This is a genomic window from Streptomyces tendae (assembly GCF_014650435.1).
GTDB classification, from domain to species: domain Bacteria; phylum Actinomycetota; class Actinomycetes; order Streptomycetales; family Streptomycetaceae; genus Streptomyces; species Streptomyces tendae.
In genome coordinates, this window is sequence record NZ_BMUY01000002.1 from 575,370 (window position 1) to 601,262 (window position 25,893).

The following is a 25,893-nucleotide window of genomic DNA, read 5'->3' on the forward strand; positions in this document are numbered from 1 at the left end:
GTGACAAACGCGCTCAAACCGCCGCTGACCACGGCGGTGTGGCGAGGTGAGGAGAGTGACGACGTGGACTTGGCTCTGGCGCCGGAGACGCTGGCGCGATGGCAGTTCGGCATCACGACCGTCTACCACTTCCTGTTCGTCCCGCTGACGATCTCGCTGGCCGCGCTGACGGCCGGACTGCAGACCGCCTGGGTCCGCACGGAGAAGGAGAAGTACCTCAGGGCGACCAAGTTCTGGGGCAAGCTCTTCCTGATCAACATCGCGATGGGTGTCGTCACCGGCATCGTGCAGGAGTTCCAGTTCGGTATGAACTGGTCCGACTACTCCCGCTTCGTGGGTGATGTCTTCGGCGCTCCGCTCGCCTTCGAGGCGCTGATCGCCTTCTTCTTCGAGTCCACCTTCATCGGCCTGTGGATCTTCGGCTGGGACAAGCTGCCCAAGAAGATCCACCTGGCCTGCATCTGGATGGTCTCGATCGGCACGCTGCTGTCGGCGTACTTCATCCTCGCGGCCAACTCCTGGATGCAGCACCCCGTCGGCTACCGGATCAACGAGGAGAAGGGCCGCGCCGAACTCACCGACTTCTGGCAGGTCCTCACCCAGAACACCACCCTCAACCAGGTGTTCCACAGCTTCTCGGCGGCCTTCCTCACGGGTGGCGCCTTCATGGTCGGCATCGCGGCCTTCCACCTGATGCGCAAGAAGCACGTCCCGGTGATGCGCACCTCGCTCCGGCTCGGCCTGGTGACCCTGGCGGTCGGCGGCCTGCTCACCGCGGTCAGCGGCGACACCCTCGGCAAGGTCATGTACGAGCAGCAGCCGATGAAGATGGCCGCAGCCGAGGCCCTGTGGGACGGCGAGGAACCGGCGCCCTTCTCGGTGTTCGCCTACGGGGACGTCGACAAGGGGCACAACAAGGTGGCCCTGGAGATCCCCGGACTGCTGTCGTTCCTCGCGCACAGCGACTTCGAGTCCTACGTGCCCGGCATCAACGACACCAACAAGGCCCTCCAGGAGCAGTTCGGCCCCGGCGACTACAAGCCCATCGTCCCCGTCGCCTACTGGGGCTTCCGGTGGATGATCGGGTTCGGCATGGCGTCCTTCTCCCTCGGCCTGCTCGGCCTGTGGCTGACCCGGAAGCGGTTCCTGCTGCCACCGGCCCTGCGCACCGGGGAGGACGAGGTCCCGCACCTGGTGCTGCTGAAGAAGCCGCTCGGGGCGAAGCTCACCCGGATGTACTGGCTGCTGGCGCTGTGGACGATGGCGTTCCCGCTGATCGCCAACTCCTGGGGCTGGATCTTCACCGAGATGGGCCGCCAGCCCTGGGTCGTCTACGGCGTGATGCAGACGCGCGACGCGGTCTCCCCCGGTGTGTCCACCACCGAGGTCATCATCTCGATGTCCGTCTTCACCCTGCTGTACGCCGTCCTGGCCGTCATCGAGGTCAAGCTGCTGGCGAAGTACGTGAAGGCGGGACCGCCCGAGCTGACCGAGGCCGACCTCAATCCGCCCACGAAGATCGGCGGCGATCTCCGTGACGCCGACAAGCCGATGGCCTTCTCGTACTAGGCCGAGGGAGCTGCACAGTCATGGAACTGCACGACGTCTGGTTCGTTCTGATCGCCGTCCTGTGGACCGGCTACTTCTTCCTGGAGGGCTTCGACTTCGGGGTCGGTGTGCTGACCAAGCTGCTCGCCCGGAACCGGGCCGAGAAGCGGGTGCTGATCAACACCATCGGCCCCGTGTGGGACGGCAACGAGGTGTGGCTGCTCACGGCCGGCGGTGCCACCTTCGCCGCCTTCCCCGAGTGGTACGCCACGCTCTTCTCCGGGTTCTACCTCCCCCTGCTGGTCATCCTGGTCTGCCTGATCGTCCGCGGAGTGGCCTTCGAGTACCGCGTGAAGCGGCCCGAGGAGAGGTGGCAGCGCAACTGGGAGACCGCGATCTTCTGGACCTCGCTGATCCCCGCGTTCCTGTGGGGCGTGGCCTTCGGCAACATCGTCCACGGCGTGGAGATCGACCGGGACCTGGAGTACGTCGGCTCGGTCTGGGACCTGCTCAACCCGTACGCCCTTCTCGGCGGTCTGGTGACGCTGACGCTGTTCACCTTCCACGGAACGGTGTTCACCGCGCTCAAGACCGTCGGTGAGATCCGTGAGCGGGCGCGGACCCTGGCGCTGCGGGTCGGCCTGGTCACGGCCGTGCTGGCGCTGGCCTTCCTGATCTGGACGCAGGCCGACAGCGGGGACGCCAAGAGCCTGGTCGCCCTGGTCGTGGCCGTTGCCGCCCTGGCCGCCGCGCTGACGGCGAACCAGGCCGGGCGCGAGGGCTGGTCGTTCGCCCTGTCCGGCGTCACCATCGTGGCCGCCGTGGCGATGCTCTTCCTGACGCTCTTCCCGAACGTCATGCCGTCCACGTTGAACGCGGACTGGAGCCTCACCGTCACCAACGCCTCGTCCAGCGCCTACACGTTGAAGATCATGACCTGGCTGGCCGTGATCGCCACGCCCGTCGTCCTGCTCTACCAGGGCTGGACGTACTGGGTGTTCCGCAAGCGCATCGGCACCCAGCACCTCGCCGACGCCGCGCACTGAGTCCAACGGGATGCCGTTTCACTGCGTTTCACGTGAAACACGGTGAAACGGCATCCCCGAGGCAGGAAGGCCTGTTTCACGTGAAACCCATCGATCCACGTCTTCTGCGCTACGCCCGCGCCACCCGGTTCTTCCTGGCAGCGGTCGTCGCTCTGGGGGCCGTCGGGGCCGGCTTGCTCGTCGCGCAGGCGATGCTCATCGCCGAGGTGGTGGTCGGCGCCTTCCAGCACGGCACTCCGGTCGCCGGGCTCCGTACCCCTCTCCTGCTGTTGGTGGCCGTCGCCTGCGGCCGGGCGCTGGTCGGCTGGCTCACCGAACTGGCCGCGCACCGGGCGAGCGCGGCGGTGAAGTCGGAGTTGCGTGGCCGGCTCCTGGAGCGGGCCACCGCCCTCGGCCCCGGCTGGCTGGGCGGACAACGGACCGGCTCGCTGGTCGCCCTCGCCACCCGGGGCATCGACGCCCTGGACGACTACTTCTCGCGCTATCTGCCGCAACTGGGCCTGGCGGTGGTCGTGCCGGTGGCGGTGCTGGCCCGCATCGTCACCGAGGACTGGGTCTCGGCGGCCATCATCGTCGGCACGCTGCCCCTCATCCCGATCTTCATGATGCTGATCGGCTGGGCCACCCAGTCCCGGATGGACCGCCAGTGGCGGCTGCTGTCACGGCTGTCCGGACACTTCCTGGACGTGGTCGCGGGGCTGCCCACGCTGAAGGTCTTCGGCCGGGCCAAGGCACAGGCCGAGTCGATCAAACGCATCACCGGCGAGTACCGGCGGGCGACCCTGCGGACCCTGCGGATCGCCTTCCTGTCGTCCTTCGCGCTGGAACTGCTGGCCACGCTGTCCGTCGCACTCGTCGCCGTCACCATCGGCATGCGCCTGGTCCACGGCGACATGGCCCTGTACGACGGCCTGGTCGTGCTGGTCCTCGCTCCCGAGGCGTATCTGCCGCTGCGGCAGGTGGGGGCGCAGTACCACGCGGCGGCCGAAGGGCTCGCCGCCGCCGAGGACATCTTCTCGGTGCTGGAGCGCCCGGTACCGGCGTCGGGGACCGGGCCGGTACCGGCGGACGGTGCGCTGGCCTTCGAGGACGTGACGGTCCGCTACCCGGGTCGCGCCGCGGCGGCTGTCGCGGACGTGAACCTGACCGTCGAGCCCGGGGAGACGGTCGCGCTGGTCGGCCCCAGCGGGGCGGGCAAGTCGACCCTCCTGCACGCCCTCCTCGGCTTCGTCTCCCCGACCGGCGGACGGGTCCTGGTCGGCGGAGCCGACCTCGCCTCCCTCGACCGGGCGCAGTGGCACGCCCGCGTCGCCTGGGTGCCGCAGCACCCGCACCTGTACGCCGGCACCATCGCGGAGAACGTACGGCTGGCCCGACCCGACGCCGACGACACCGCCGTCCGCCGGGCATTGCGGGACGCGGGCGCGCTGGAGTTCGTGGACGCGCTGCCCGAGGGCCCGGCGACCGTCCTCGGGGAGGACGGAACCGGCCTGTCCGCCGGACAGCGGCAGCGGCTGGCGCTGGCCCGCGCGTTTCTCGCGGACCGGCCGGTGCTGCTGCTCGACGAACCGACGGCGGCTCTGGACGGGGCCACCGAGGCCGAGGTCGTGGACGCCGTGCGCAGGCTGGCCAAGGGGCGGACGGTCCTGCTGGTGGTGCACCGCCCGGCGCTGCTGGAGGTGGCCGACCGCGTGGTGCGGCTGGACACCCCGGCAACCGTCGTCGCATCCGGCGACAGCAGCGTGCTGCCGGCCGCCGCGGAGGCGGGCACCCGCTCTCCCGCTCCGGGCCTCTCCGACGAGCCGGCCGCCGTGGCCGCTCATCCCGCCGAGTCCGCTGCGCAGGCGCGCGGGGGCGTACTGTCCCGGGTCCGTGCCATGTCCTCCGCGCGGCGCGGGCGGCTCACTCTCGCGCTGCTGCTCAGCTCTCTGGCGCTCGGCAGCGCCGTCGGCCTGATGGCGACCTCCGGCTACCTCATCTCGCGGGCCTCCGAGCAGCCGCCGGTGCTGTACCTGATGGTGGCCGTGACGGCGACGCGTGCCTTCGGCATCGGCCGGGCCGTGTTCCGCTACGCGGAGCGACTCGTCTCGCACGACGCCGTGCTGCGGATGCTGGCCGACACGCGGGTCGCCGTGTACCGGCGGCTGGAGCGGCTGGCCCCCGCGGGGCTGCACCGCAGCCGCCGGGGCGACCTGCTGTCCCGGCTCGTCGCCGATGTCGACGCCTTGCAGGACTACTGGCTGCGCTGGCTGCTGCCCGCCGGCAGCGCGCTGTTCGTCTCCGTCGCGGCGGTCGGCTTCACGGCCTGGCTGCTGCCGGAGGCGGGCGCCGTGCTCGCGGCCGGCCTGCTCGCGGCCGGTGTCGGCGTTCCACTGGTCACCGCGGCCGTGGCCCGGCGGGCCGAGCGTCGGCTCGCCCCCGCCCGGGGCGTGCTCGCCACCCGGGTGACGGACCTGCTCACCGGCACGGCCGAGCTGACCGTCGCCGGTGCCCTGCCCGGTCGTGCCGCCGAGGCGCGGCGGGCCGACGGCATCCTCACCCGGATCGGCTCGCGGGCCGCGACCGCCACCGCGCTGGGCGACGGGCTCACCGCGCTCGTCTCCGGTCTGACCGTCGCGGGCGCCGCCCTCGTCGGGGTCCAGGCGGTCGCCGACGGCCGGCTCGCCGGGGTGGCCGTGGCCGTCGTCGTCCTGACCCCGCTGGCGGCCTTCGAGGCCGTACTCGGACTGCCGCTCGCCGTGCAGTACCGGCAGCGCGTGCGCAGGAGCGCCGAGCGCGTGTACGAGGTGCTCGACGCCCCGGAGCCGGTGCGGGAGCCGGAGTTGCCCCGGCAGGCGCCCGCGTCGCCGTTCCCGGTGGTCCTCAAGGGGCTGGACGCGCGTCACGCCGGGCAGGACAGGGACGCGCTGGCGGGGCTTGACCTGACGCTGGCGGAGGGGCGCCGCGTCGCCGTGGTCGGGCCGTCCGGGTCCGGCAAGACGACCCTGGCCCAGGTGCTGCTGCGCTTCCTCGACCCGGACGCGGGCTCCTACACGCTGGCCGGTGTCGACGCCTGCGCCCTGGCCGGCGACGACGTACGGCGGCTCGTCGGGCTGTGCGCCCAGGACGCGCACCTCTTCGACAGCTCGGTCCGCGAGAACCTGCTCCTGGCCAGGAAGGACGCCACCGAGGGCGAACTGCGCGACGCGCTGGCGCGAGCCCGGCTGCTGGATTGGGCCGACAGCCTGCCCGACGGCCTGGACACACTGGTCGGGGAACACGGGGCCCGGTTGTCCGGTGGCCAGCGTCAGCGGCTCGCCCTGGCCCGGGCGCTGCTCGCCGACTTCCCCGTCCTCGTGCTCGACGAGCCCGCCGAGCACCTCGACCTGCCGACCGCCGACGCGCTCACCGCCGATCTGCTGGCCGCCACCGAGGGCCGCACGAGCCTGCTGATCACGCACCGGCTGGCGGGACTGGGGGCCGTGGACGAGGTGATCGTGCTGGACCGGGGCCGGGTCGTGCAGCGCGGTACGTACGCGGAGCTGGCGGCCGTACCGGGGCCGCTGCGGGAGATGGCCGGACGGGAGGCGGCGGCGGAACTGCTGGTGGGAGCGGTGTGACCGGCCACCCGGCGGCTACTCGGCCAAGGGCTCGCGAAAAGTTTCCGGTAATCCGACTTTCCTGAACAAAAAGGTCTCATTAGGCTCGGGTCATGTCCCCAGCCCCGCCTCCCGGCTCCCCGCCGCCTCGTGAGGGGGCCTCGGCCGAGCTCCTGGCACGGGTGCCGAAACTGCTGGACGCGATGCGCTCCGTCGGCAGTGGACTGGGACTGCACTCCACGCTGAACCGGATCTGCGAGACGGCCGCCGAGCTGGCGCACGCCCGGTACGCGGCCATCGGCGTCGTCGACGAGGACGGCGACGGCCTGACCGACTTCGTCCACCACGGCCTCGACGAGGCGACCGTCCGGCACGTCGGCCACCTCCCGGACGGTCGCAAGGGTCTGCTCGGCGCGCTCATCCGCGATCCCGAGCCGGTCCCGCTGACCGACCTGACCGCGGACCCGCGCTCGTGCGGCTTTCCCGAGCACCACCCGCCGATGCGCAGCTTCCTGGGAGTTCCCATCCGTGTGCAGGGTGAGATCTTCGGCAACCTCTACCTGACCGACAAGCACGCGGGTGAGCCCTTCGACGACTACGACCTCGCCATGGTCCGGGTCCTGGCCACGGAGGCCGGTATCGCCATCGGCAACGCGCGACTGCACGAGGCGGCCCAGCAGCGGGAGCGGTGGATCGACGGGTCGGTCGCCGTCACCACCGCCCTGCTCGCCGGCGGTGACACCGACGACGCCCTGCAGATCGTCGCCGAGCAGGCCCGCCGCGTCTCCGGGGCGGCCGCCGGGATCGTGCTGCTCCCGGCCGACGGGGGCGGCCTGGAGATCGTGGCCGTCGACGCGCCGGGCCCCACGAACGCTCTGGGCGCGGTCGTCCCACCGGAGAACGCCGTCGTGGCGGAAGTGCTCGCCGGGCGGCCCGTGTTTGTGGACGACGCCGGCACCGACCCCCGCCTGGACGACGGGCCGGTGCGCTCCTACGGGCCGGTCATGCTGTTGCCGCTGTGCAGGGACGGGAAGGTCCTCGGGTGCCTCGTCATGCCCCGCGCCCGGGGCGAGGGCCCGTTCACCCGGACCGAGCGCGCGCTCGGCGACCGGTTCGCCTCCCAGGCGGCGCTGGCGCTGACCATGGCCGAGGCTCAACGCGACCGGGAACGGCTCGCCGTGTACGAGGACCGGGACCGGATCGCCCGGGACCTGCACGACCTCGTCATCCAGCGGCTGTTCGCGACGGGGATGATGCTGGAGAGCGCCCAGCGCAGGTCGGCGGTGCCCGAGGTGCGCGACGGGGTGGGCCGGGCCGTCGACGAACTCGACGTCACCATTCAGGAGATCCGTTCGGCGATCTTCGCGTTGCAACAGCCGGCCGAGGCGCCCACGGGCCTGCGCACCCGGGTCCTGCGCGAGATCACCATGGCCGCCGTCCCGCTGGGCTTCACGCCCTCGCACCGCTTCGTCGGCCCGGTCGACACCGCCGTCGGCGACCTGACCGGCAAGAACCTCATCGCCGCGCTGCGCGAGACCCTGTCCAACGCCTTCCGGCACGCCCACGCCGACCGCATCGAAGTGGTCGTGGACGCGACCGCGACTTTGCCGGACGGCCGGCCGGGCGTCCGCCTGACCGTCGCGGACGACGGGGTCGGCGTCCCCGAGGGCGGCCGGCGCAGCGGCCTGCACAACCTGGAGCGCCGCGCCGAGACCGTGGGCGGTGCCAGTCGGCTCGGACCGGGCATCGGGGCGGACGGCGGTGGCACGACGGTGCTGTGGGAAGCGCCGTACTGAGTGCCGCCGACACCGTGTTGCCCCGTGTGCAGCAGCCGCACTGAGCCGTGTGCAGCAACGGGTCCCCCACTCGTACGACGTGAACGCGACCGCGGGCGCCGCGCAGGTCCACGATCGCTGACATGCGCTCATCCCGCCGACGTCCGTTGCTCGTTCCGGTGCTGCTGTGCGCGCTGGCCGTGCTCGCGGCCCGCCCCACCGACGGCATGGACGGGGACGGCGGACCCGGCACCGATCTCGCCCCGCAGGTGGTGCGCCTGTACGAGGACGCGGCGAAGGCGACCCGCACGTACGAGGACGGACGGCGCGAGGCGGAGGCGCAGCGGTCGAAGGCCCTGGAGTACGAGCGGCGGCTCGACCGGCAACGGCAGAAGATCGACGCCATGCACGAGGACCTGGGACGCATCGCCCGTGCCCAGTACCGCGACGGCGGCGGACTCCCGCTCACCGCGCGGATGCTCCTCGCCGACGACCCCGAGGAGCTGATGCGGGGTCAGCGGGTGGTCTCCCGCGCGAACAGCGCCGTGGACAGGGCCATCGGCGCGAATCTGCGGGCCGAGGCCCGGCTCGCCGCCGAGGAGGCCAAGGCACAGGCGGCCTGGCAGGCACTGGAGAAACGCAACGCCGACCTGGTGAAGCTGAAGAAGAAGATCGAGAACAAGCTGGAGGCGGCCCGGTCACGGCTGGAGGGACAGGCGGACTCCTCCGTCGCGGCCGGCTCGTGCCCCGGCGCCGTCCGCCTCGACCAGCCGGACGTACCCGCCGGCCCGACCTGGATGGCCCCGGTCGAGACCTATGAGCTGTCGGCGTCCTTCGGCAGCGGCGGATCGCGGTGGGCGCACCGGCACACCGGCCAGGACTTCGCGGTGCCGGTCGGGACACCGGTGCGCTCGGTCGGCACGGGCCGCGTCGTGAAGGTGTCCTGCGGCGGGGCCTTCGGCATCCAGGTCGTCATCCAGCACGCGGGCGGCTACTACACCCAGTACGCCCACCTCGCCGCCGTCGCCGTCGACCAGGGCGACCGGGTCGAACCCGGGCAGTGGATCGGTCAGTCCGGCAGCACCGGCAACTCCACCGGCCCCCACCTGCACTTCGAGGTACGGGTCACCCCGGAGATGGGCTCGGCGCTGGATCCGGTGCCGTGGCTGACGCAGCGCGGGGTGCCGCTGTGACGGCACCGGACGTGCCGCGGGACCGGGCGCCCCGCGGCGGCGGACGTCAGGGCAGGTCCGCCAGCATCCGCTCGATGACGACCGCCACGCCGTCGTCGTTGTTGGCGACCGTCCGCCCGGAGGCGGCGGCGATCACGTCCGGGTGCGCGTTGCCCATCGCGTACGACTGCCCCGCCCAGGTGAGCATCTCGACGTCGTTCGGCATGTCGCCGAAGGCCACGACCTCCTCGTGCGAGATGCCCCGCTCGGCGCAGCACAGGGCGAGCGTGCTGGCCTTGGAGACGTCGGGACCGCTGATCTCCAGCAGGGCGCTGGGACTGGACCGGGTGACGTTGGCGCGGTCGCCGATGGCGAGGCGGGCCAGGGTGAGGAAGCCGTCGGGGTCCAGCTCCGGATGGAAGGCGAGGATCTTGAGGACGGGCTCGGCGGCGCCGCGACCTCCCGGTGCCAGGATCTCCTCGGCGGGCAGGAGGTCGTCGGGGACCTCCATGTGCAGTTTCGGGTAGCCCGGCTCCTGGTGGAAGCCGTACGTCTGCTCGACCGCGTAGACCGTGCCGGGCGCCGCCTCCCGCAGCAGCCGTACGGCGTCCAGCGCGTTGTCCTGCGGCAACTCGCGGACCTTCACGAACCGGTGCTTGCCGGGGCCGCCGTGCAGGTCGACCACGGCGGCGCCGTTGCCGCAGATGGCGAGGCCGTGCCCGTGGACATGGGCGCTGACGACGTCCATCCAGCGGGCGGGGCGGCCGGTGACGAAGAAGACCTCGATGCCCGCCTTCTCCGCCGCGGCCAGCGCGGCGACCGTACGCGGGGAGACGGACTTGTCGTCGCGCAGCAGGGTGCCGTCGAGGTCGGTGGCGATGAGCCGCGGGCGAGTGGCGGCGGCCGGGGGCTCGGGCTGTCGGGTCGCTGAGGTCACCCGGTCATTGTCACGCATATGCGTGCACGGCCGAGAGCTGGTCCGCACATATGTGAGCCACGGCGCTCAGTCCTTCAGCTGCGCCAGTGCTTCCATCGCGATCCGCTCGAAGATCTTCTCGTCCGCGGCGAAGTCCGAGTCCGGGATCGGCCAGTGGACGACGAGCTCGGTGAAGCCCAGGTCCCGATGGCGTCCGGCGAAGTCCACGAACGCGTCCACGGACTCCAGCGGGCGACTGCGCTCCGGTGTGAATCCGGTGAGCAGGATCCTGTCCAGCTCATCGGCATCGCGGCCGATGGCGGCGCAGGCGTCGGCCAGCCGGTCGCCCTGCTGCCGCAGCGCCCGGGCCGACTGCTCGGGGGTGCCGTTCTCGAACAGCTTCGGGTCACCGGTCGTCACCCACGCCTGGCCGTGGCGGGCGGCGAGTGCCAGACCCCGTGGGCCGGTCGCGGCCACCGCGAAGGGCAGCCGGGGCCGCTGCACACAGCCCGGAATGTTGCGCGCCTCGTGCGCCGAGTAGAAATCGCCCTCGTACGACACGGCGTCCTCGGTCAGCAGCCGGTCGAGCAGCGGGAGGAACTCGCCGAACCGGTCGGCCCGCTCCCGCGGCGTCCAGGGCTCCTGGCCCAGCGCCGTGGCGTCGAAGCCGGTGCCGCCCGCTCCTATGCCGAGGGTGATCCGCCCGCCGGAGATGTCGTCCAGGGAGATCAGCTCCTTGGCGAGCGTCACCGGGTGCCGGAAGTTCGGCGAGGTGACCAGGGTGCCCAGGCGCAGCCGCTCGGTCATGGCCGCGGCGGCGGTGAGGGTCGGCACGGCACCGAACCACGGTCCGTCCCGGAAGCTGCGCCAGGAGAGGTGGTCGTAGGTGTAAGCGGTGTGGAAGCCGAGCTGCTCGGCCCGCGTCCAGGTCGAACGGCCGCCTTCGTGCCAGCGGCGGTACGGAAGGATCACGGTGCTCAGACGCAGACTCATGCCACCGAGCCTATGCGGCCCCGGTCGGTTTCACGTGAAACAGCATGAGGCGTCACCGTACGCGACTGCTCAGCCACGGTGTGAGGAGCAGCATCGACACGTGCTCCTTGTGCGCCCGGTCGCCCGGCAGCGGCACGATCAGGCGGTATCCGGGTGGGAAGCGGCGCCCATGGACATGGGCGAGGCCACCGAAGACGGAGCGCAGGAACGCGGGCACGTCATCGCGTTCCACATCGGGGAACTCCACGTTCTCCACGGTGATCAGAGCATCGCCCTCGTGGAAGAGCCGGACGCTCACCCGGGGAACGCCGCCGAATTCGACGAACGCCTCGTGCGGGAGGGAACCGTCGGCATCGGTGGTCACCCCCATGCCCGCGGCCATGTGGCGGGAGGTCTGGTCGGCGCCGATGTCGTCGGTGACCTCGATCTCCACCGCGTACTCCTCGGCGACGGCGCGGAGAGCGGTGACGGCGGACTGGGTGGTGGGCAGGTGCTCCATGCCCTCGATCATGCGGGGTCAGTGCGGAGCGGGAAAGCGCAGATAACGGGACGGGACGTGCTGCGTCAGCCAGACCCCGTTCGCGCTGACGCGGAAGTCGTGTCCGTCGCGGTGCATGGCCGCGGCGTCCACCGGGAGTACGACCGGCCGGCCGCGGCGGGCTCCGACCCGGGTCGCGGTCTCACGGTCCGGCGAGAGATGCACGTCGTGCCGGTTCATCGGCCGCAGGCCCTCGGCACGAATGGCCTCCAGATGCCGGGCCACGGTCCCGTGATAGAGATACGGCGGCGGGGCCGCTGTCGGCAGCTGGAGATCCACGTGGATGCTGTGACCCTGGCTGGCCCGGATGAGGGCTCCCTCGACGGCGAAGCGCTGCTTGTCGTTGGTGGCGACGACGTCGTCGAGCTCTTCACGGGTGAAGCGGAAGCCGTGCTCGGCCGCGGCGGCGATCAGCGTGTCGATCTCGACCCAGCCGCCCTCGTCGAGCGTGAGCCCGATCCTCTCCGGCTGGTGGCGCAGGTGCTTCGACAGGTACTTGGACACCTTCACCGAGCGTTCCCGTTGCATGGCACCAGCCTGCACGGTGAGACGGACATCACGCGATCGATTTAGCCGTCGAGGTTTGATCCACAGTCAAGTCCAGTTATCCACAGGCTGGTTGGGTGTTCCTGTGGAAACTACAGAGGCGGATTCACCCGGGCGAGGCGTCGCAGTACCCGTGGCGCGAAGCGGGACATGAGGTGGGCGCCGCGCGCCTCCGGCGTCACCGGGACCACCGCCCTGTTGTGCACGACCGCCTCCAGGACGGCGTCCGCTACCTTCTCCGGCGGGTAGTTGCGCGCCCCGTACAGCCGGGCGGTGCGCTGCTGCCGGCGCTTCTCCTCCTCGGCGTCCATGCCCACGAAGTGCGCGGTGGAGGTGATGTTGGTGTTGACCAGGCCGGGGCAGATCGCCGTGACGCCGATCCCCTGATCGGCCAGTTCGGCGCGCAGGCACTCGCTCAGCATCAGCACGGCCGCCTTGGAGGTGCCGTAGGCGGGCAGCGCCCTGGAGGGCTGGAAGGCGGCCGCCGACGCGGTGTTGACGATGTGGCCGCCCTGCCCGCGCTCGGCCATCTGCCGGCCGAACAGACGGCAGCCGTGGATCACGCCCCACAGGTTGACGTCGAGGACCTTCTTCCAGTCCTCCGGCGTGGTGTCGAAGAAGGAGCCCGACAGCCCGATCCCGGCGTTGTTCACGAGCACGTCCACGACGCCGTATTCGGCGGCGACCCGGGCCGCCAGCTTCTCCATGGCCTGCTCGTCGGAGACGTCGACGGCTTCCGCCCAGGCGTCCGGCGCACCGATCAGCCGGGACAGCTCCGCGGTCCGGGCGGCGGCCTCGGCGTCCCGGTCGACGGCCACCACGCGCGCGCCGGCCTCGGCGAACGCGAACGCCGTCGCCCGCCCGATGCCGTTGCCCGCACCGGTGACCAGGACCAGCTGCCCGCCGAAGCGGTCCGCGTGCTTCCCGTTCGCCGCGGTCCCGGAGCGGCCGTCCTCGGTGGCGGTGACGAACTCCGTGATCCAGTCCGCCAGCCGGTCCGGCCGGGTGCGCGGCACCCAGTGCTTCGCGGGCAGCGTGCGCCGGGTGAGGTGCGGCACCCACAGCTCGAGGCCGTCGTAGAGCCGCTCCGACAGGAACGCGTCGCCGAGGGGCGTGACGAGCTGCACGGGCGCGTGCGCGTAGGCGTCCTCGCGCGGCCTGCGCAGCCGGGGCCGCACGTTGTCCCGGTACAGCCACGCCCCGTGTGCCGCGTCCGAGGGGAGGGAGGAGGTCGGGTAGTCGCCGCCGGGCACCTTCTCGACGCGTTCCAGGATGCCCGGCCAGCGCCTGCCGAGGGGGCCGCGCCAGGCCAGCTCCGGGAGCACGGGGGTGTGCAGCAGATAGACGTACCAGGACTTGGCGCCCTGGCCGAGGAGCTGTCCGACCCGCCGCGGGGTGGGGCGCCTGAGGCGTTTGTTGATCCAGTGCCCGAAGTGGTCCAGTGAGGGCCCGGACATCGAGGTGAAGGAGGCGATGCGCCCCTCGGTGCGCTTGACCGTGACGAACTCCCAGGACTGCACCGAGCCCCAGTCGTGGCCCACCAGGTGCACCGGGCGGTCCGGGCTGACCGCGTCGGCCACGGCCAGGAAGTCGTCCGTCAGTTTCTCCAGCGTGAACCCGCCCCGCAGCGGGCTCGGCGCGGTGGACCGGCCGTGGCCGCGGACGTCGTAGAGGACCACGTGGAAGGCGTCGGCCAGGCGGGCGGCGACCTCGGACCAGACCTCCTTGCTGTCCGGGTAGCCGTGCACCAGGACGACCGTGGGCCGCCGCGGATCGCCCAGCTCCGCCACGCACAGCTCGACCCCGCCCGTGCGCACCCAGCGCTCCCGCACACCGTCCGGCACCGTCATGTCCCCTCCGTCCAGCGCCGCACGTGCGGCAGATCGTCGTCCAGCCAGAAGGCGCTCTCCTCGGGATCCGCGGAGTCGGTCACGACCAGGATCTCCTCGAACTTCGCGCCCGTACCCCGGAAACCGAGGTGGGGTTCGACCGCCCACAGCCCCGGGTGGGGCGGGTGGTCGGAGAAGCGGTACGGCGACCACAGCGGGGACCAGCCCTCGCGGTGGCCGTGCAGCGCGTCGCCGGCCAGCCCCTTGAGCGACTGCGTGCCGAAGCCGAACAGGCGCGGGGACAGCCGCCGTTCCCGCACCCGGTCCACCTTGTGGGCGATCACGCCGAAGGGATAGGCCCGGTGCCGGTTCGCACAGCCCTGGCGGACCATGAGCCGGTCCACGTCCTCGTAGATCTCCCGCAGCGGCCTGCGCTCGCGCACCTCGCGCAGGATCAGCTCGCGGTGCGCCGCCAGGTCGGCCGCCAGTCGCTGCTGCACCGGGTTGGGGCCGAGCGCCCCGGAGTAGCCGATGTCGGCGGTGAAGCCCCGGTGCACCGGGGCCATGTCGAGGATGAACGGCATGCCCGGCTCCAGCCGGCGGTTCGTGGGGAAGAACTGCAGGGGCACGCGGAAGCCCGCGAACGCCGTGCGGTCACCGAACCAGGCGAAGGGCAGGTGGAACCAGTCCCGCACGCCCCGCTCGCGCAGCCACGCGCGCTGCATGCGGGCCGCCTCGCGCTCGGTCACTCCCGGCTCCAGCCGGGCGGCGACGGCCTCGGCGCAGTCGTAGGCGAGTCGCTGCACCTCGCGGAATCCACGCAGTTCCGTGCGGAGTCCTGCCGCAGGCACCGTCGTCGTGCCACCCATGCCGTGCCACCCCCCGTTCCGCCGTTCCGGCGCGGTCCGCGCCGACCCTGCCGTCCACTTGCCCGCAGACCGTGCTACTCGGCCGTAACGTGACGTCGCCGAATCTCCCAGTTGTTAGACTCAACGTCAATAGGGCGGTCGATGCCGCCTCGGAAGGCCGCTCCGTGGCTCTCAGGTACGGCGTCCCCTACGGGCCCGTACTACTCGAGTCTGACGCGAAGACGGCTCTGCGGTCTGACGACCGCAGTGGCGGACGTCACTACTGTCGTGGATGTGACTGTGATCGCGACCGAAAGCCTGAGCAAGCGGTTCCCCCGGGTGACCGCGCTCGACCGGCTCTCCGTGGACGTCGGACCCGGTGTGACCGGACTCGTCGGTGCCAACGGCGCCGGCAAATCCACCCTGATCAAGATCCTGCTGGGTCTGTCTCCCGCCACCGAGGGCCGGGCCGAAGTGCTCGGACTCGATGTCACCACCAAGGGCGCCGACATCCGCGAGCGGGTCGGCTACATGCCGGAGCACGACTGCCTGCCACCCGACGTCTCGGCCACCGAGTTCGTCGTCCACATGGCACGCATGTCCGGCCTGCCGCCCACTGCCGCTCGCGAGCGCACGGCCGACACCCTGCGCCACGTCGGCCTGTACGAGGAGCGCTACCGCCCCATCGGCGGCTACTCGACGGGCATGAAGCAGCGCGTGAAGCTCGCGCAGGCCCTCGTCCACGACCCCCAGCTGGTCTTCCTCGACGAGCCGACCAACGGCCTCGACCCGGTCGGCCGCGACGAGATGCTCGGCCTCATCCGCCGCATCCACACCGACTTCGGCATCTCCGTCCTGGTCACCTCGCACCTGCTGGGCGAACTGGAACGCACCTGCGACCACGTCGTCGTCGTGGACGGCGGCAAGCTGCTGCGCTCCAGCTCCACCACGGACTTCACCCAGACCACCACGACCCTCGCGATCGAGGTCACCGACACCGACGAGCACCCCGACGGCACCCGCGCGGTGCGCGACGCGCTCGACGCGCGCGGGGTCACCGTCCAGGACGGCAGCGGCCTGCCCGGCGCCGGCCACGTCCTGCTGCTCACCTCGGCGGGCGAGGAGACCTACGACCTGGTCCGCGACGTCATAGCCGACCTCGGTCTCGGCCTGGTCCGCATGGAGCAGCGCCGGCACCACATCTCGGAGGTCTTCACCGACAGCGACGCAGCACAAAAGGAGGCGGTCGGCCATGGCAGCTGAACAGCCCACAGCCACGGTCCCGGGTGACCAGACCCGCATCCACAACATCGGCTACCGCAGCTACGACGGCCCCCGCCTCGGCCGCGCCTACGCCCGCCGCTCGCTGTACTCGCAGTCCCTGCGCGGCGCCTACGGCCTCGGCCGCTCGGCCAAGTCGAAGGTGCTGCCGATGCTGCTCTTCGTGGTGATGTGCCTCCCGGCGGGCATCATGGTCGCGGTCGCCGTCGCCACCAAGGCCAACGACCTGCCCGTGGACTACACGCGCTACGCGGTCGTCCTGCAGGCCGTCATCAGCCTCTACGTCGCGGCCCAGGCCCCGCAGTCCGTCTCGCGCGACCTGCGTTTCAAGACCGTGCCGCTGTACTTCTCCCGGCCGATCGAGACCGCCGACTACGTCCGCGCCAAGTACGCGTCGCTGGCCTCCGCCCTGTTCATCCTCACCGCCGCACCGCTGCTGGTGCTCTACGTGGGTGCGCTGCTCGCCAAACTCGACTTCGCGGACCAGACCAAGGGGTTCGCCCAGGGACTGGTCTCCGTGGCACTGCTCTCCCTGCTCTTCGCCGGCCTCGGCCTGGTCGTGGCCTCGGTCACCCCGCGCCGCGGCTTCGGCATCGCGGCCGTCATCGCCGTCCTGACCATCACCTACGGCGCGGTCTCCACGCTCCAGGCCATCGCGGACGTCCAGAGCAGCTCCGCAGCCGTCGCCTGGATAGGACTGTTCTCGCCGATCACCCTCATCGACGGAGTGCAGTCCGCCTTCCTCGGGGCCACCTCGGCCTTCCCCGGCGGGGAAAGCCCGAGCAACGGCGTGGGCGCCGTTTACGTCCTCGCCACCCTCGGCCTGATCGCCGGATGCTACGGCCTGCTGATGCGCCGCTACAAGAAGGTGGGACTGTGACCACGCTGAACATCGACCACGTCTCCCGCTGGTTCGGCAACGTGGTCGCCGTCAACGACATCACCATGACGATCGGCCCCGGCGTCACCGGCCTGCTCGGCCCGAACGGCGCGGGAAAGTCCACCCTCATCAACATGATGGGCGGCTTCCTGGCCCCCTCCACCGGCAGCGTCACCCTCGACGGCCAGCCGGTCTGGCGCAACGAGGACATCTACAAGCACATCGGCATCGTCCCCGAGCGGGAGGCGATGTACGACTTCCTCACCGGCCGCGAGTTCGTCCTCGCCAACGCCGAGTTGCACGGTCTGGGTGCCAAGGCGGCCGACGAGGCCCTCGCCACCGTGGAGATGGCCTACGCGCAGGACCGCAAGATCGCCACGTACTCCAAGGGCATGCGCCAGCGCGTGAAGATGGCCTCCGCCCTCGTCCATCAGCCGTCGCTGCTCCTGCTCGACGAGCCGTTCAACGGCATGGACCCCCGTCAGCGCATGCAGCTGATGGACCTGCTGCGGCGCATGGGCGACGAGGGCCGCACCGTGCTGTTCTCCTCGCACATCCTCGAAGAGGTCGAACAGCTCGCCTGGCACATCGAGGTCATCGTCGCCGGACGCCACGCGGCCAGCGGCGACTTCCGCAAGATCCGCCGCCTGATGACCGACCGGCCCCACCGCTACCTGGTGCGTTCCAGCGACGACCGGGCCCTCGCGGCGGCGCTGATCGCCGACCCGTCGACGTCCGGCATCGAGGTCGACCTCGCCGAGGGCGCCCTGCGCATCCAGGCCGTCGACTTCGGCCGGTTCACGGCCCTGCTGCCGAAGGTCGCCCGCGACCACGGCATCCGACTGCTCACGGTCTCGCCGTCGGACGAGTCCCTCGAGTCCGTCTTCTCGTATCTCGTCGCGGCGTAGGAGGCCGAAGAATGTACGACCCCACAGTCGCCCGGCTCACCTACCGGGCCCTGCTCGGCCGCCGCCGGGCCCTCATCCTGGGCGTGCTCCCGCTGCTGCTCGTCGTCATCGCCGTCGCGGTGCGCGCGCTCGCCGGAGTCGACGACCAGACCGCCACGGACGTGCTGGGCGGCTTCGCCCTCGCCACCATGGTGCCGATCATCGGCGTCATCGCCGGCACCGGCGCCATCGGCCCCGAGATCGACGACGGCTCGGTGGTGTACCTGCTGTCCAAGCCGATCAAGCGGCCGACGATCATCTTCACCAAGCTGATCGTCGCCATAGCCGTGACGATGGTCTTCTCCGCCGTGCCCACGCTGCTCGCCGGTCTGATCCTCAACGGCAACGGCCAGCAGGTCGCCGTCGCCTTCACGATCGCCGCGCTGGTCGCCTCCATCGCCTACGCCGCGCTGTTCCTGCTGCTGGGCACCGTGTCGCGGCACGCCGTCGTCTTCGGGCTCGTCTACGCCCTGGTCTGGGAGGCACTGTTCGGCTCCCTGGTGCCGGGCGCCCGCACGCTGAGCGTCCAGCAGTGGTCGCTGGCGGTGGCCGAGAGGGTCGCCGACGGGAACCTGGTGACCTCCGACGTCGGCCTGCCGACCGCGACAGTGCTGCTCGCCGTGGTGACCGTGCTCGCCACCTGGTACGCCGGCCAGAAGCTGCGGTCGCTGACGCTCGCCGGGGAGGAGTGACCGCGAGCCGTCGGTAACGCGGCGTACGTCCCCTTTTAATCGGTGGCGCCCGGCTTCCCGTGACGGCACTGTGGGGGATGCACGAGGCCGGACGGCGACGGCGCAACGGGAGGCCGCTTCGAGCACGCGGGACACCCCGCGTGGGCCGACCGACGGGGACGCCGGCGCCGTCCGGACCGTGCGTCGTAGGGGTTACGGCTAAGAGCTGCAGGGGCTGCGTCTAAGAGCTACGGCCCGGTATCAGGCCGCCAGCCGCTCCAGCACCACCGCGATGCCGTCCTCGTCGTTGGAAGACGTCACCTCGTCGGCCACCGCCTTCAGCTCCTCGTGGGCGTTGGCCATCGCCACGCCCCGGGCCGCCCAGCCGAACATCGGGACGTCGTTGGGCATGTCACCGAAGGCGATCGTGTCAGCCGCCTTCAGACCGAGCCGACGGGCCGCCAGCGACAGACCCGTGGCCTTGGACAGCCCCAGGGGCAGCAGCTCGACGACGCCCGCGCCGGCCATGACGACGGTGACGAAGCCGCCCGCGGCGCGTCGGGCCGCCTCGGCCAGTTCGTCGTCGGACAGGGTCGGATGCTGGATGTAGATCTTGTTCAGCGGCGCCGACCACAGGTCCGAGGCGTCGGTGAACGGCACGGCCGGCAGGTCGCCCCCGACGGCGTAGCCCGGGCCGACCAGCACGTCGCCCTCCAGGCCGTCCCGGCTCGCCGCCAGGTACAGCGGGCCGGTCTCCGCCTCGATCTTGGCCAGTGCCACCCCGGCCAGCTGACGGTCCAGGGTCACGGAGGTCAGCAGCCGGTGCTCCCCGGCGTGGTAGACCTGCGCGCCCTGACCGCAGACGGCCAGTCCGTCGTAGCCGAGGTCGTCCAGGATGTGCCGGGTCCACGGCACCGCCCGCCCGGTGACCACGATGTGGGCGGCGCCCGCCGCGGTGGCCGCGGCGAGCGCGTCACGGGTGCGCCGCGAGATCGTGTCGTCGCTGCGCAGCAGTGTGCCGTCGAGGTCGGTGGCGATCAGCCAGTAGGGGAAGCCCCCGGCGGAGCCGGTGCCGGGGACCGTGGCGGTGCCGGTGTCAGTCACTTGGCCACCGGCTCCAGGACCTCCCGGCCGCCCAGGTACGGGCGCAGCACCTCGGGCACCCGGACCGAACCGTCGGCCTGCTGGTGGTTCTCCAGGATCGCCACGATCGTGCGCGGTACGGCGCACAGCGTGCCGTTGAGCGTGGCCAGCGGACGCACCTTCTTGCCCTCGCGGACGCGGATCGACAGCCGGCGGGACTGGAACTCGGTGCAGTCCGAGGTCGAGGTCAGCTCGCGGTACTTGCCCTGGGTCGGGATCCACGCCTCGCAGTCGTACTTGCGCGCGGCCGAGGAGCCCAGGTCGGCCGAGGCCACGTCGATCACCCGGAACGGCAGCTCCAGCGACGTCAGCCACTGCTTCTCCCAGTCCAGCAGGCGCTGGTGCTCGGCCTGCGAGTCCTCGGGCAGGACGTAGGAGAACATCTCGACCTTGTCGAACTGGTGCACGCGGAAGATGCCCCGGGTGTCCTTGCCGTGCGAGCCCGCCTCGCGGCGGAAGCAGGGCGAGAAGCCGGCGTAGCGCAGCGGCAGGCGGTCGGCGTCCAGGATCTCGTCCATGTGGTACGCGGCGAGCGGCACCTCGGACGTGCCGACCAGGTACAGGTCGTCCTTGTCGAGGTGGTAGACGTCCTGGGCGGCCTGGCCGAGGAAGCCGGTGCCGGCCATCGACTGCGGGCGCACCAGGGCCGGGGTCAGCATCGGCGTGAAGCCGGCCGCCGTGGCCTGGGCGATCGCCGCGTTGACCAGGGCCAGCTCCAGGAGGGCGCCCACGCCGGTCAGGAAGTAGAAGCGCGAGCCGGAGACCTTGGCGCCGCGCTCCACGTCGATGGCGCCGAGCAGCTGGCCCAGCTCCAGGTGGTCCCTGGGCTCGAAGCCCTCGGCGGCGAAGTCGCGGTGCGTGCCGTGCGTCTCCAGCGTGACGAAGTCCTCCTCGCCGCCGACGGGCACGTCGGGGTGGACGAGGTTGCCGAGCCGCTGGAGCAGCTCCTGGGTCTCGGCGTCGGCCGCGTCACGCTCGGTGTCGGCGGCCTTGACGTCGGTCTTCAGCTGCTCGGCCCGCTTGAGGAGCTCGGCCTTCTCGTCCCCGGTGGCCTTGCCGATGAGCTTGCCGAGGCCCTTCTGCTCGGCGCGCAGCTCGTCGAAACGGACGCCGGACGACCTGCGCCGTTCGTCGGCGGACAGGAGGGAGTCGACGAGCGCGACGTCCTCTCCACGGGCGCGCTGCGAGGCGCGCACACGGTCGGGGTCCTCACGGAGCAGGCGAAGGTCAATCACGCGGTCAAGGCTACCGGTGCGTGGTGCCGGGTCTCGACCCACTATTGCCGTACGCGGGCCGGACGCCCCGTTCGACTGGTCAATGGAGTGTTGCGGCATCCCCGGAAGGAGGCGCCGCGTGGGCGTCGGGTTGACCGGATTTCCTTGTGGGGAACGGGACTTGAGGCGTGACTGTCCACAGGAATCCACAGCCCGGAAAAGTTATCCACAGGGTGTGCGAAAGATCTGTGGATGCACGGAAGTGATCATTCCCAATTCTTGGAGGCGGGTTGTTCAAACCCTTCATGCCCGCACTTTCGAGTGGAAACGGGACACCGGGTGTCACTCCGGAGGATGGGGTGCAAGAAACAGGTGGACGAAGGGTGACCTGGGTCCCTGTGGGCGAAGTGAGGTGCCGTAGGGGGATTTGTCGACCAAATGCCGCTTCGTTGTCGACTTGTCCCCAGGTCGAGAAGCGGACCTGTGGATAACTCCTGTGGACAACGAAAATCGGCAGATAGGACCGTCGGTCGTTTCCGATGGCCGGAACCGGCGGTCAGGACCGACGGCCGGAGCCGACGGTCAGAACCGTCCGTCCTGGCAGCGCGCCACCCAGTCCGCCGCCGCCACGAACGCCTCGTCCGAGGTGCCCGGCCGCAGCGCGTCCACGTCGGCGGGCGCGACCTCCGCGCGGGGATACGACCCGAGGTAGCGCACCTGGAGGCAGGTCCGCTTCAGGCCCATCAGCGCGTCGGCCACCCGGCGGTCGGAGATGTGCCCCTCGGCGTCGATGCAGAAGCAGTAGTTGCCGATACCGGCGCCCGTGGGCCGGGACTGCAGCAGCATCAGGTTGATGCCACGGGTGGCGAACTCGCCCAGCAGATCGCGCAGGCCGCCGGGGTGGTCGTCGCGCTGCCAGAGCACGACGGACGTCTTGTCCGCCCCGGTCGGCGCCGCGGGCCGGGCCGGGCGGCCCACCAGCACGAAGCGCGTCTGGGCGTTCTCCGCGTCGTGGATGTCGGCCTCCAGCACCTCCAGGCCGTAGCGCTCCGCGGCGAACTCACCGGCGAAGGCCGCGTCGTACCGGCCCTCCTGCACCAGGCGGGCGCCGTCCGCGTTGGAGGCGGCCGATTCCCAGGCGACGTCCGGGAGGTGCGCCTTGATCCAGTTGCGGACCTGGGGCTGCGCGGCCGGGTGGGCCGTGACCGTCTTGATGTCCGACAGCTTGGTGCCGGGGCGGACCAGCAGCGCGAAGGTGATGGAGAGCAGCACCTCGCGGTAGATCATCAGCGGCTGGCCGGCGACCAGCTCGTCGAGGGTGGTGGTGATACCGCCCTCGACGGAGTTCTCGATCGGCACGAACGCGGCCTCGGCCTCGCCGGTGCGCACCGCGTCGAGCGCGGACTGCACCGAGACGTACGGGACGAGTTCCCGGGTCGCCGTCTCCGGGAGGGTGCGCAGGGCGACTTCGGTGAAGGTGCCTTCAGGGCCGAGATACGCGTAACTGGCTGGCATGTCCTCACCCTAATGGGCCCGGCGACACCCGGCTCACGCGTCCCGCACAAGCCCCTCCGCGGGGTGATGCGCCCCCGGATTCACCCCTCCAGCAGCCGCTGCCCCACGTACTCTCCCTCCGACGCCCCGCCCGGCACCGCGAACAGCCCGCTGGCCTCGTGCCGGATGAACTGGGACAGCGCGTCGCCCCGGTCCAGCTTGCGCTGCACCGGCACGAAGCCCCGCAGCGGATCGGCCTGCCAGCAGATGAAGAGCAGCCCGGCGTCCGGGACGCCGTCGGTGTCGAAGCCGTCGTGGTAGGAGAAGGGGCGCCGGACCATGGCCGCGCCGCCGTTCTGGTCGGGGCGGGTGATCCGGGCGTGGGCGTTGATCGGAACGACGAGTTTCCCGGCGGCGTCCGTCTTCTCCAGGTCCATTTCCGTCGTCTCGGTGGCCCCGCTCCCCCCGGACAGCGGTGCCCCGTCCGACTTGCGGCGCCCGATGACCTCCTCCTGGGCCTTGAGGGACAGGTCCTCCCAGTCGTCGAGGAGCATGCGGATGCGGCGTACGACGACGTAGGAGCCGTTCGCCATCCAGGCGGGCCCGCCCGTGCCGGACCCGGGCGCCTCCGGCACGAAGATCCGCTTGTCGAAGTCGGCGTCGGCGGGCTTCGGGTTGCGGGTGCCGTCGACCTGGCCCATGAGGTTGCGGGCGGTCATGGGGTGGGCGGTGGCGCCGGGCGAGCGGTTGAAGCCGTTCATCTGCCAGCGGATGCGGGCCGCCGTCCCGGCGTCCCGCTGGATGGCGCGCAGGGCGTGGAAGGCCACCAGGGCGTCGTCGGCGCCGATCTGCACCCACAGGTCGCCGTTGCTGCGGTTCTTGTCGAGGTGGTCGGAGGAGAAGTCGGGGAGCGGATCGAGGGCGACCGGGCGCTGCTCGCCGAGCCCGGTCCGGCCGAAGAAGCTGTGCCCGAATCCGAAGGTGACGGTCAGCGAGGAGGGCCCGGCGTCCCGGGCCACGTCCGTGTCACGGGTTCCGGCCGGTTCGCCCGCCATCAGCCGCCGGGCCGTGTCCGACCAGCGGCGCAGCAGTGCGGCGGCCTCCTTGCGGCCGGCGCCGGCCGCAAGGTCGAAGGCGATGAGGTGGCCGCGGGCCTGCATCGGGGTGGTGATGCCGGGCTGATGTTTCCCGTGAAACATCGCCTGCTCGCCACCGAGCGAGGTGAGGGGAGTGGCGGCGGAGGAGGGCGCGGCGGCGTAGCCCGCGGCGGCCCCCGCCGCACCGAGGACGAGCCCGGTGGCACCCGCGGTGCCGAGCAGCCGTCGTCGCGAGAGGCCCTCGGGGGCGGTGGCGTTTCCAGGGATCCCGGGGTCCGAGGGGGTCGCCTGGTTGGACTGGTCAGGCATGGTGCGGTTCAGCCGATCTGCGTGTTCTTGGAGATGGTGACCTGGTCGATGTCGGAGGTGCGCACGGTGACGGCGACTTCCCAGTCTCCCGCCATCGGTATCTGCACTCCGCTCGCCGACCAGTGGCCGGTGGTGATGTGGTCGGGGGCGACGGGCAGCGGCCCGATGTCCTTGGCCTTCTGGGTGAGGGCCACCTTCACCTCGGGGATGTCGAAGGCGGTCCCGTCCGGGCGCTCGACGTAGAGGTGCAGGTCGTTGACGCCGACCCGGGCGGGGTCGAGTTCGACCCGTACGACGCCCTTGCCGTTCTGGCTCCCGGTGTCGAAGGGCATGTCCAGGGTCACCGCACCCGTGGCGGGGGCGGAGCTGCCGGCGGAGGACGTGCCGGCGGCCTTGGCCTCCTCCTCGGTGCGGCCCGGCTCGGTCTGGGTCAGGACGGTGGTCACCACGAGCAGGACGACGGCGATGCCCGCCTCGGCCAGCACGGAACGGCGCAGTCCGAACCGGTTCGGGTCGGCGTCCCGTTGCTGCTTCTGCCGGGCGGCGTCCACGGCCGCGCGCTGCCGGGCCAGCTGTGCGGCCCGCTGGGAGCCGCCGGTGCCCTTCGCGGTGCCGGACCCCTTCGCGGTGCCCGATCCCTTCGCGGTGCCGGACCCCTTCGTCGTGCCGGACTCCTTCTCGGCGACCTTCGCGTTTCCGGACGCCTTGGTACCAGCCTTCGCACCCGACCTCGCGGACGCGTTTCCGGACGCCTTCGTGGACGCCTTCCCGGCCCCCTTCTCCGCCTTCTCCGCGCGCCGTGCGGCCGCAGCCCTCGCGACGGCGGGCGTCGCCTCCGCCAGCTGCGCCGTCCACCGGCGCGAGAAGTAGGCGACGCCGACGAGTACCGCCACGAGCCCGATCTTCACGAGGAGCAGCTGCCCGTACCGGGTGTCGGTGAAGGCCGTCCAGGAGCCCAGCTGGCGCCAGGACTGGTACGTGCCGGTCACCACCAGCGCGATCACGCTGCCGAAGGCGACGCGCGAGAACCGGCTCACGGCGAGGGCGGGAACCGGCGTGTCCGCCGGGCCGCGGTACAGGGCGACGAGCAGTGCGGTCAGTCCGCCGAGCCAGGTGGCGACGGCGATCAGGTGGACGACGTCGACCGGCATGGCGAGAGTGGCCTGGAGGCCGACGGAGGCGTGCTCGGACATCGCCCAGGTCGCCGCGAGGCCCACCGCCACGACACTGCCGCCGACCGCGAGCCCGAAGGTGAGGTCCCGCTTCTCCTCGTCCTCCCGCTTGTCGTACGCGCCGAAGAACACGGCGATGAACAGCGCGGCCGCCGCCAGCAGCAGCAGCCGGGAGACCAGCGCGGCGCCTGCCTTGGTCTGCAGCACCTCGCCGAGCAGGCCGAGGTCGAAGACGTCGGCGACCTTCCCGGAACCGGTGTAGGAGCCGCGCAGCAGGAGGAGCAGGAGGGTGGCGGCGGTCAGCGAGAGCCAGCCGGAGACGACGAACCGCTGCACGACGCGCACTCCGGAGCCGCGCGGCCAGCAGGCGAGCACGAAGGCGGCGCCGCCCACCAGCACGGCGAACCCGGCGTACGACACGTACCGCCCGACGCCGTACAACCCGCCGACGAATCCGCCGCCGGCGCCCTGCCCGGAGACGGTGACCGAGGTCTCGGAGGGGGCGCCGACGGAGAAGGTGTAGGCGCCGGAGACCGGGTGGCTGTCGGCGGAGACGACCTGGTAGGTCACCGTGTACGTGCCGTCGGGCAGCCCGGCGTGCAGTTTCACGGAGTACGTCGTGCCGCCCGTGCCGGACGGTTTGCCGTCGTCGACGCGCTTGCCCTTGGGGTCGAGGACGCGCAGCGAGTCGTCGTCCATGGAGACCGACTCGGAGAAGGTGAGCGACACCTGGGCCGGAGCCTTGTCGACCACCGCCCCCTCCCGGGGGTCGCTGCCGGTCAGCGCGGCGTGCGCGGAGGCCGGTCCGGCGCCGGCCAGCAGCGCGCAGGCCGCGGCCAGGAGCAGCAGCACCAGGGTCCGGACGCGCGGGGCGATGGTCTGCGTCAAGGTGGTCC

General features: G+C 71.5%; 20 protein-coding genes. 9 read left to right on the top strand and 11 right to left on the bottom strand.

Going from position 1 to position 25,893, the window contains the following annotated elements:
• The first annotated feature begins 63 nt into the window (after positions 1-63).
• The 5 genes from IE258_RS07580 to IE258_RS07600 all read left to right on the top strand — a co-directional run bounded on the left by IE258_RS07580 (position 64) and on the right by IE258_RS07600 (position 9,140).
• Positions 64-1,569: a cytochrome ubiquinol oxidase subunit I gene (locus IE258_RS07580; RefSeq protein WP_189740511.1), complete on the top strand. Its 1,506-nt coding sequence runs from the start codon at positions 64-66 to the stop codon at positions 1,567-1,569.
• Between the two features lie 20 nt (positions 1,570-1,589).
• Positions 1,590-2,594: a cytochrome d ubiquinol oxidase subunit II gene (gene cydB, locus IE258_RS07585; RefSeq protein ID WP_159324905.1), complete on the top strand. Its 1,005-nt coding sequence runs from the start codon at positions 1,590-1,592 to the stop codon at positions 2,592-2,594.
• An 80-nt stretch (positions 2,595-2,674) separates the two neighbouring features.
• The gene (gene cydD, locus IE258_RS07590) at positions 2,675-6,193 is read left to right on the top strand and encodes a thiol reductant ABC exporter subunit CydD (protein ID WP_189740525.1); all 3,519 of its coding nucleotides are present in this window, start codon (positions 2,675-2,677) and stop codon (positions 6,191-6,193) included.
• A 92-nt stretch (positions 6,194-6,285) separates the two neighbouring features.
• Entirely contained in the window at positions 6,286-7,968 is a 1,683-nt protein-coding gene (locus IE258_RS07595; protein WP_189740528.1) for a sensor histidine kinase, read from the top strand.
• A 122-nt stretch (positions 7,969-8,090) separates the two neighbouring features.
• On the top strand, positions 8,091-9,140 hold the full coding sequence (locus IE258_RS07600; RefSeq protein WP_189740531.1) for a M23 family metallopeptidase: 1,050 nt from the start codon (positions 8,091-8,093) through the stop codon (positions 9,138-9,140).
• Between the two features lie 46 nt (positions 9,141-9,186).
• Here IE258_RS07600 and IE258_RS07605 read toward each other — a convergent pair whose 3' ends face one another.
• The 6 genes from IE258_RS07605 to IE258_RS07630 all read right to left on the bottom strand — a co-directional run bounded on the left by IE258_RS07605 (position 9,187) and on the right by IE258_RS07630 (position 14,810).
• Complete coding sequence (locus IE258_RS07605) at positions 9,187-10,074, bottom strand: HAD family hydrolase (RefSeq protein ID WP_189740534.1); 888 nt, start codon at positions 10,072-10,074, stop codon at positions 9,187-9,189.
• A 48-nt stretch (positions 10,075-10,122) separates the two neighbouring features.
• Positions 10,123-11,028, bottom strand: a complete 906-nt coding sequence (locus IE258_RS07610) for an LLM class flavin-dependent oxidoreductase (RefSeq protein WP_189740536.1) — start codon at positions 11,026-11,028, stop codon at positions 10,123-10,125.
• Positions 11,029-11,080: 52 nt separating this feature from the next.
• A complete protein-coding gene (locus tag IE258_RS07615; RefSeq protein WP_159324899.1) occupies positions 11,081-11,539 on the bottom strand; it encodes a hypothetical protein in 459 nt (152 codons plus the stop codon).
• Between the two features lie 6 nt (positions 11,540-11,545).
• Positions 11,546-12,094: an RNA 2'-phosphotransferase gene (locus IE258_RS07620; RefSeq protein WP_189740539.1), complete on the bottom strand. Its 549-nt coding sequence runs from the start codon at positions 12,092-12,094 to the stop codon at positions 11,546-11,548.
• Between the two features lie 110 nt (positions 12,095-12,204).
• Positions 12,205-13,962 (bottom strand): SDR family oxidoreductase, encoded by a 1,758-nt coding sequence (locus IE258_RS07625; RefSeq protein WP_189740541.1) that lies wholly within the window; start codon positions 13,960-13,962, stop codon positions 12,205-12,207.
• Positions 13,959-14,810, bottom strand: a complete 852-nt coding sequence (locus tag IE258_RS07630; RefSeq protein ID WP_189740544.1) for a M24 family metallopeptidase — start codon at positions 14,808-14,810, stop codon at positions 13,959-13,961. The genes IE258_RS07625 and IE258_RS07630 overlap by 4 nt, the downstream gene beginning before the upstream one ends.
• Positions 14,811-15,089: 279 nt before the next feature.
• On the opposite strand from IE258_RS07630, the gene IE258_RS07635 reads away from it, so the two are divergent.
• Genes IE258_RS07635 through IE258_RS07650 form a run of 4 tightly spaced genes read left to right on the top strand, consistent with a single transcriptional unit; the run spans position 15,090 to position 18,589 of the window.
• Positions 15,090-16,052, top strand: a complete 963-nt coding sequence (locus tag IE258_RS07635) for an ABC transporter ATP-binding protein (RefSeq protein WP_189740547.1) — start codon at positions 15,090-15,092, stop codon at positions 16,050-16,052.
• The gene (locus IE258_RS07640; protein WP_189740550.1) at positions 16,042-16,950 is read left to right on the top strand and encodes an ABC transporter permease; all 909 of its coding nucleotides are present in this window, start codon (positions 16,042-16,044) and stop codon (positions 16,948-16,950) included. Before IE258_RS07635 ends, IE258_RS07640 begins: the two co-directional genes overlap by 11 nt.
• Positions 16,947-17,858: an ABC transporter ATP-binding protein gene (locus IE258_RS07645; RefSeq protein WP_102932619.1), complete on the top strand. Its 912-nt coding sequence runs from the start codon at positions 16,947-16,949 to the stop codon at positions 17,856-17,858. Before IE258_RS07640 ends, IE258_RS07645 begins: the two co-directional genes overlap by 4 nt.
• Before the next feature lie 11 nt (positions 17,859-17,869).
• On the top strand, positions 17,870-18,589 hold the full coding sequence (locus tag IE258_RS07650) for an ABC transporter permease subunit (protein ID WP_127892775.1): 720 nt from the start codon (positions 17,870-17,872) through the stop codon (positions 18,587-18,589).
• 240 nt (positions 18,590-18,829) lie between these two features.
• Here the strand turns inward: IE258_RS07650 and IE258_RS07655 are convergent, their stop codons facing one another.
• From IE258_RS07655 to IE258_RS07675, 5 genes are all read right to left on the bottom strand, one after another.
• Positions 18,830-19,672: an HAD family hydrolase gene (locus IE258_RS07655; protein WP_189740553.1), complete on the bottom strand. Its 843-nt coding sequence runs from the start codon at positions 19,670-19,672 to the stop codon at positions 18,830-18,832.
• A complete protein-coding gene (gene serS, locus IE258_RS07660; RefSeq protein ID WP_159324893.1) occupies positions 19,669-20,946 on the bottom strand; it encodes a serine--tRNA ligase in 1,278 nt (425 codons plus the stop codon). Before serS ends, IE258_RS07655 begins: the two co-directional genes overlap by 4 nt.
• Positions 20,947-21,507: 561 nt before the next feature.
• The gene (gene pheA / locus IE258_RS07665) at positions 21,508-22,440 is read right to left on the bottom strand and encodes a prephenate dehydratase (RefSeq protein WP_127892772.1); all 933 of its coding nucleotides are present in this window, start codon (positions 22,438-22,440) and stop codon (positions 21,508-21,510) included.
• 80 nt (positions 22,441-22,520) lie between these two features.
• A complete protein-coding gene (efeB, locus tag IE258_RS07670) occupies positions 22,521-23,825 on the bottom strand; it encodes an iron uptake transporter deferrochelatase/peroxidase subunit (protein ID WP_189740556.1) in 1,305 nt (434 codons plus the stop codon).
• Positions 23,826-23,833: 8 nt separating this feature from the next.
• Positions 23,834-25,885 (bottom strand): copper resistance CopC/CopD family protein, encoded by a 2,052-nt coding sequence (locus IE258_RS07675; RefSeq protein ID WP_189740559.1) that lies wholly within the window; start codon positions 25,883-25,885, stop codon positions 23,834-23,836.
• Positions 25,886-25,893 lie beyond the last annotated feature (8 nt).

What these genes read in the sequence shown, in the direction of transcription:
- IE258_RS07650 (WP_127892775.1), top strand. Translation starts at nt 17,870, where the DNA reads ATGTACGACCCCACAGTCGCCCGGCTCACCTACCGGGCCCTGCTCGGC.
- efeB (WP_189740556.1), bottom strand. Translation starts at nt 23,825, where the DNA reads ATGCCTGACCAGTCCAACCAGGCGACCCCCTCGGACCCCGGGATCCCT.
- IE258_RS07630 (WP_189740544.1), bottom strand. Translation starts at nt 14,810, where the DNA reads ATGGGTGGCACGACGACGGTGCCTGCGGCAGGACTCCGCACGGAACTG.
- IE258_RS07620 (WP_189740539.1), bottom strand. Translation starts at nt 12,094, where the DNA reads ATGCAACGGGAACGCTCGGTGAAGGTGTCCAAGTACCTGTCGAAGCAC.
- IE258_RS07595 (WP_189740528.1), top strand. Translation starts at nt 6,286, where the DNA reads ATGTCCCCAGCCCCGCCTCCCGGCTCCCCGCCGCCTCGTGAGGGGGCC.
- IE258_RS07640 (WP_189740550.1), top strand. Translation starts at nt 16,042, where the DNA reads ATGGCAGCTGAACAGCCCACAGCCACGGTCCCGGGTGACCAGACCCGC.
- IE258_RS07625 (WP_189740541.1), bottom strand. Translation starts at nt 13,962, where the DNA reads ATGACGGTGCCGGACGGTGTGCGGGAGCGCTGGGTGCGCACGGGCGGG.
- IE258_RS07615 (WP_159324899.1), bottom strand. Translation starts at nt 11,539, where the DNA reads ATGATCGAGGGCATGGAGCACCTGCCCACCACCCAGTCCGCCGTCACC.
- pheA (WP_127892772.1), bottom strand. Translation starts at nt 22,440, where the DNA reads ATGCCAGCCAGTTACGCGTATCTCGGCCCTGAAGGCACCTTCACCGAA.
- IE258_RS07605 (WP_189740534.1), bottom strand. Translation starts at nt 10,074, where the DNA reads ATGCGTGACAATGACCGGGTGACCTCAGCGACCCGACAGCCCGAGCCC.
- IE258_RS07600 (WP_189740531.1), top strand. Translation starts at nt 8,091, where the DNA reads ATGCGCTCATCCCGCCGACGTCCGTTGCTCGTTCCGGTGCTGCTGTGC.
- cydB (WP_159324905.1), top strand. Translation starts at nt 1,590, where the DNA reads ATGGAACTGCACGACGTCTGGTTCGTTCTGATCGCCGTCCTGTGGACC.
- IE258_RS07610 (WP_189740536.1), bottom strand. Translation starts at nt 11,028, where the DNA reads ATGAGTCTGCGTCTGAGCACCGTGATCCTTCCGTACCGCCGCTGGCAC.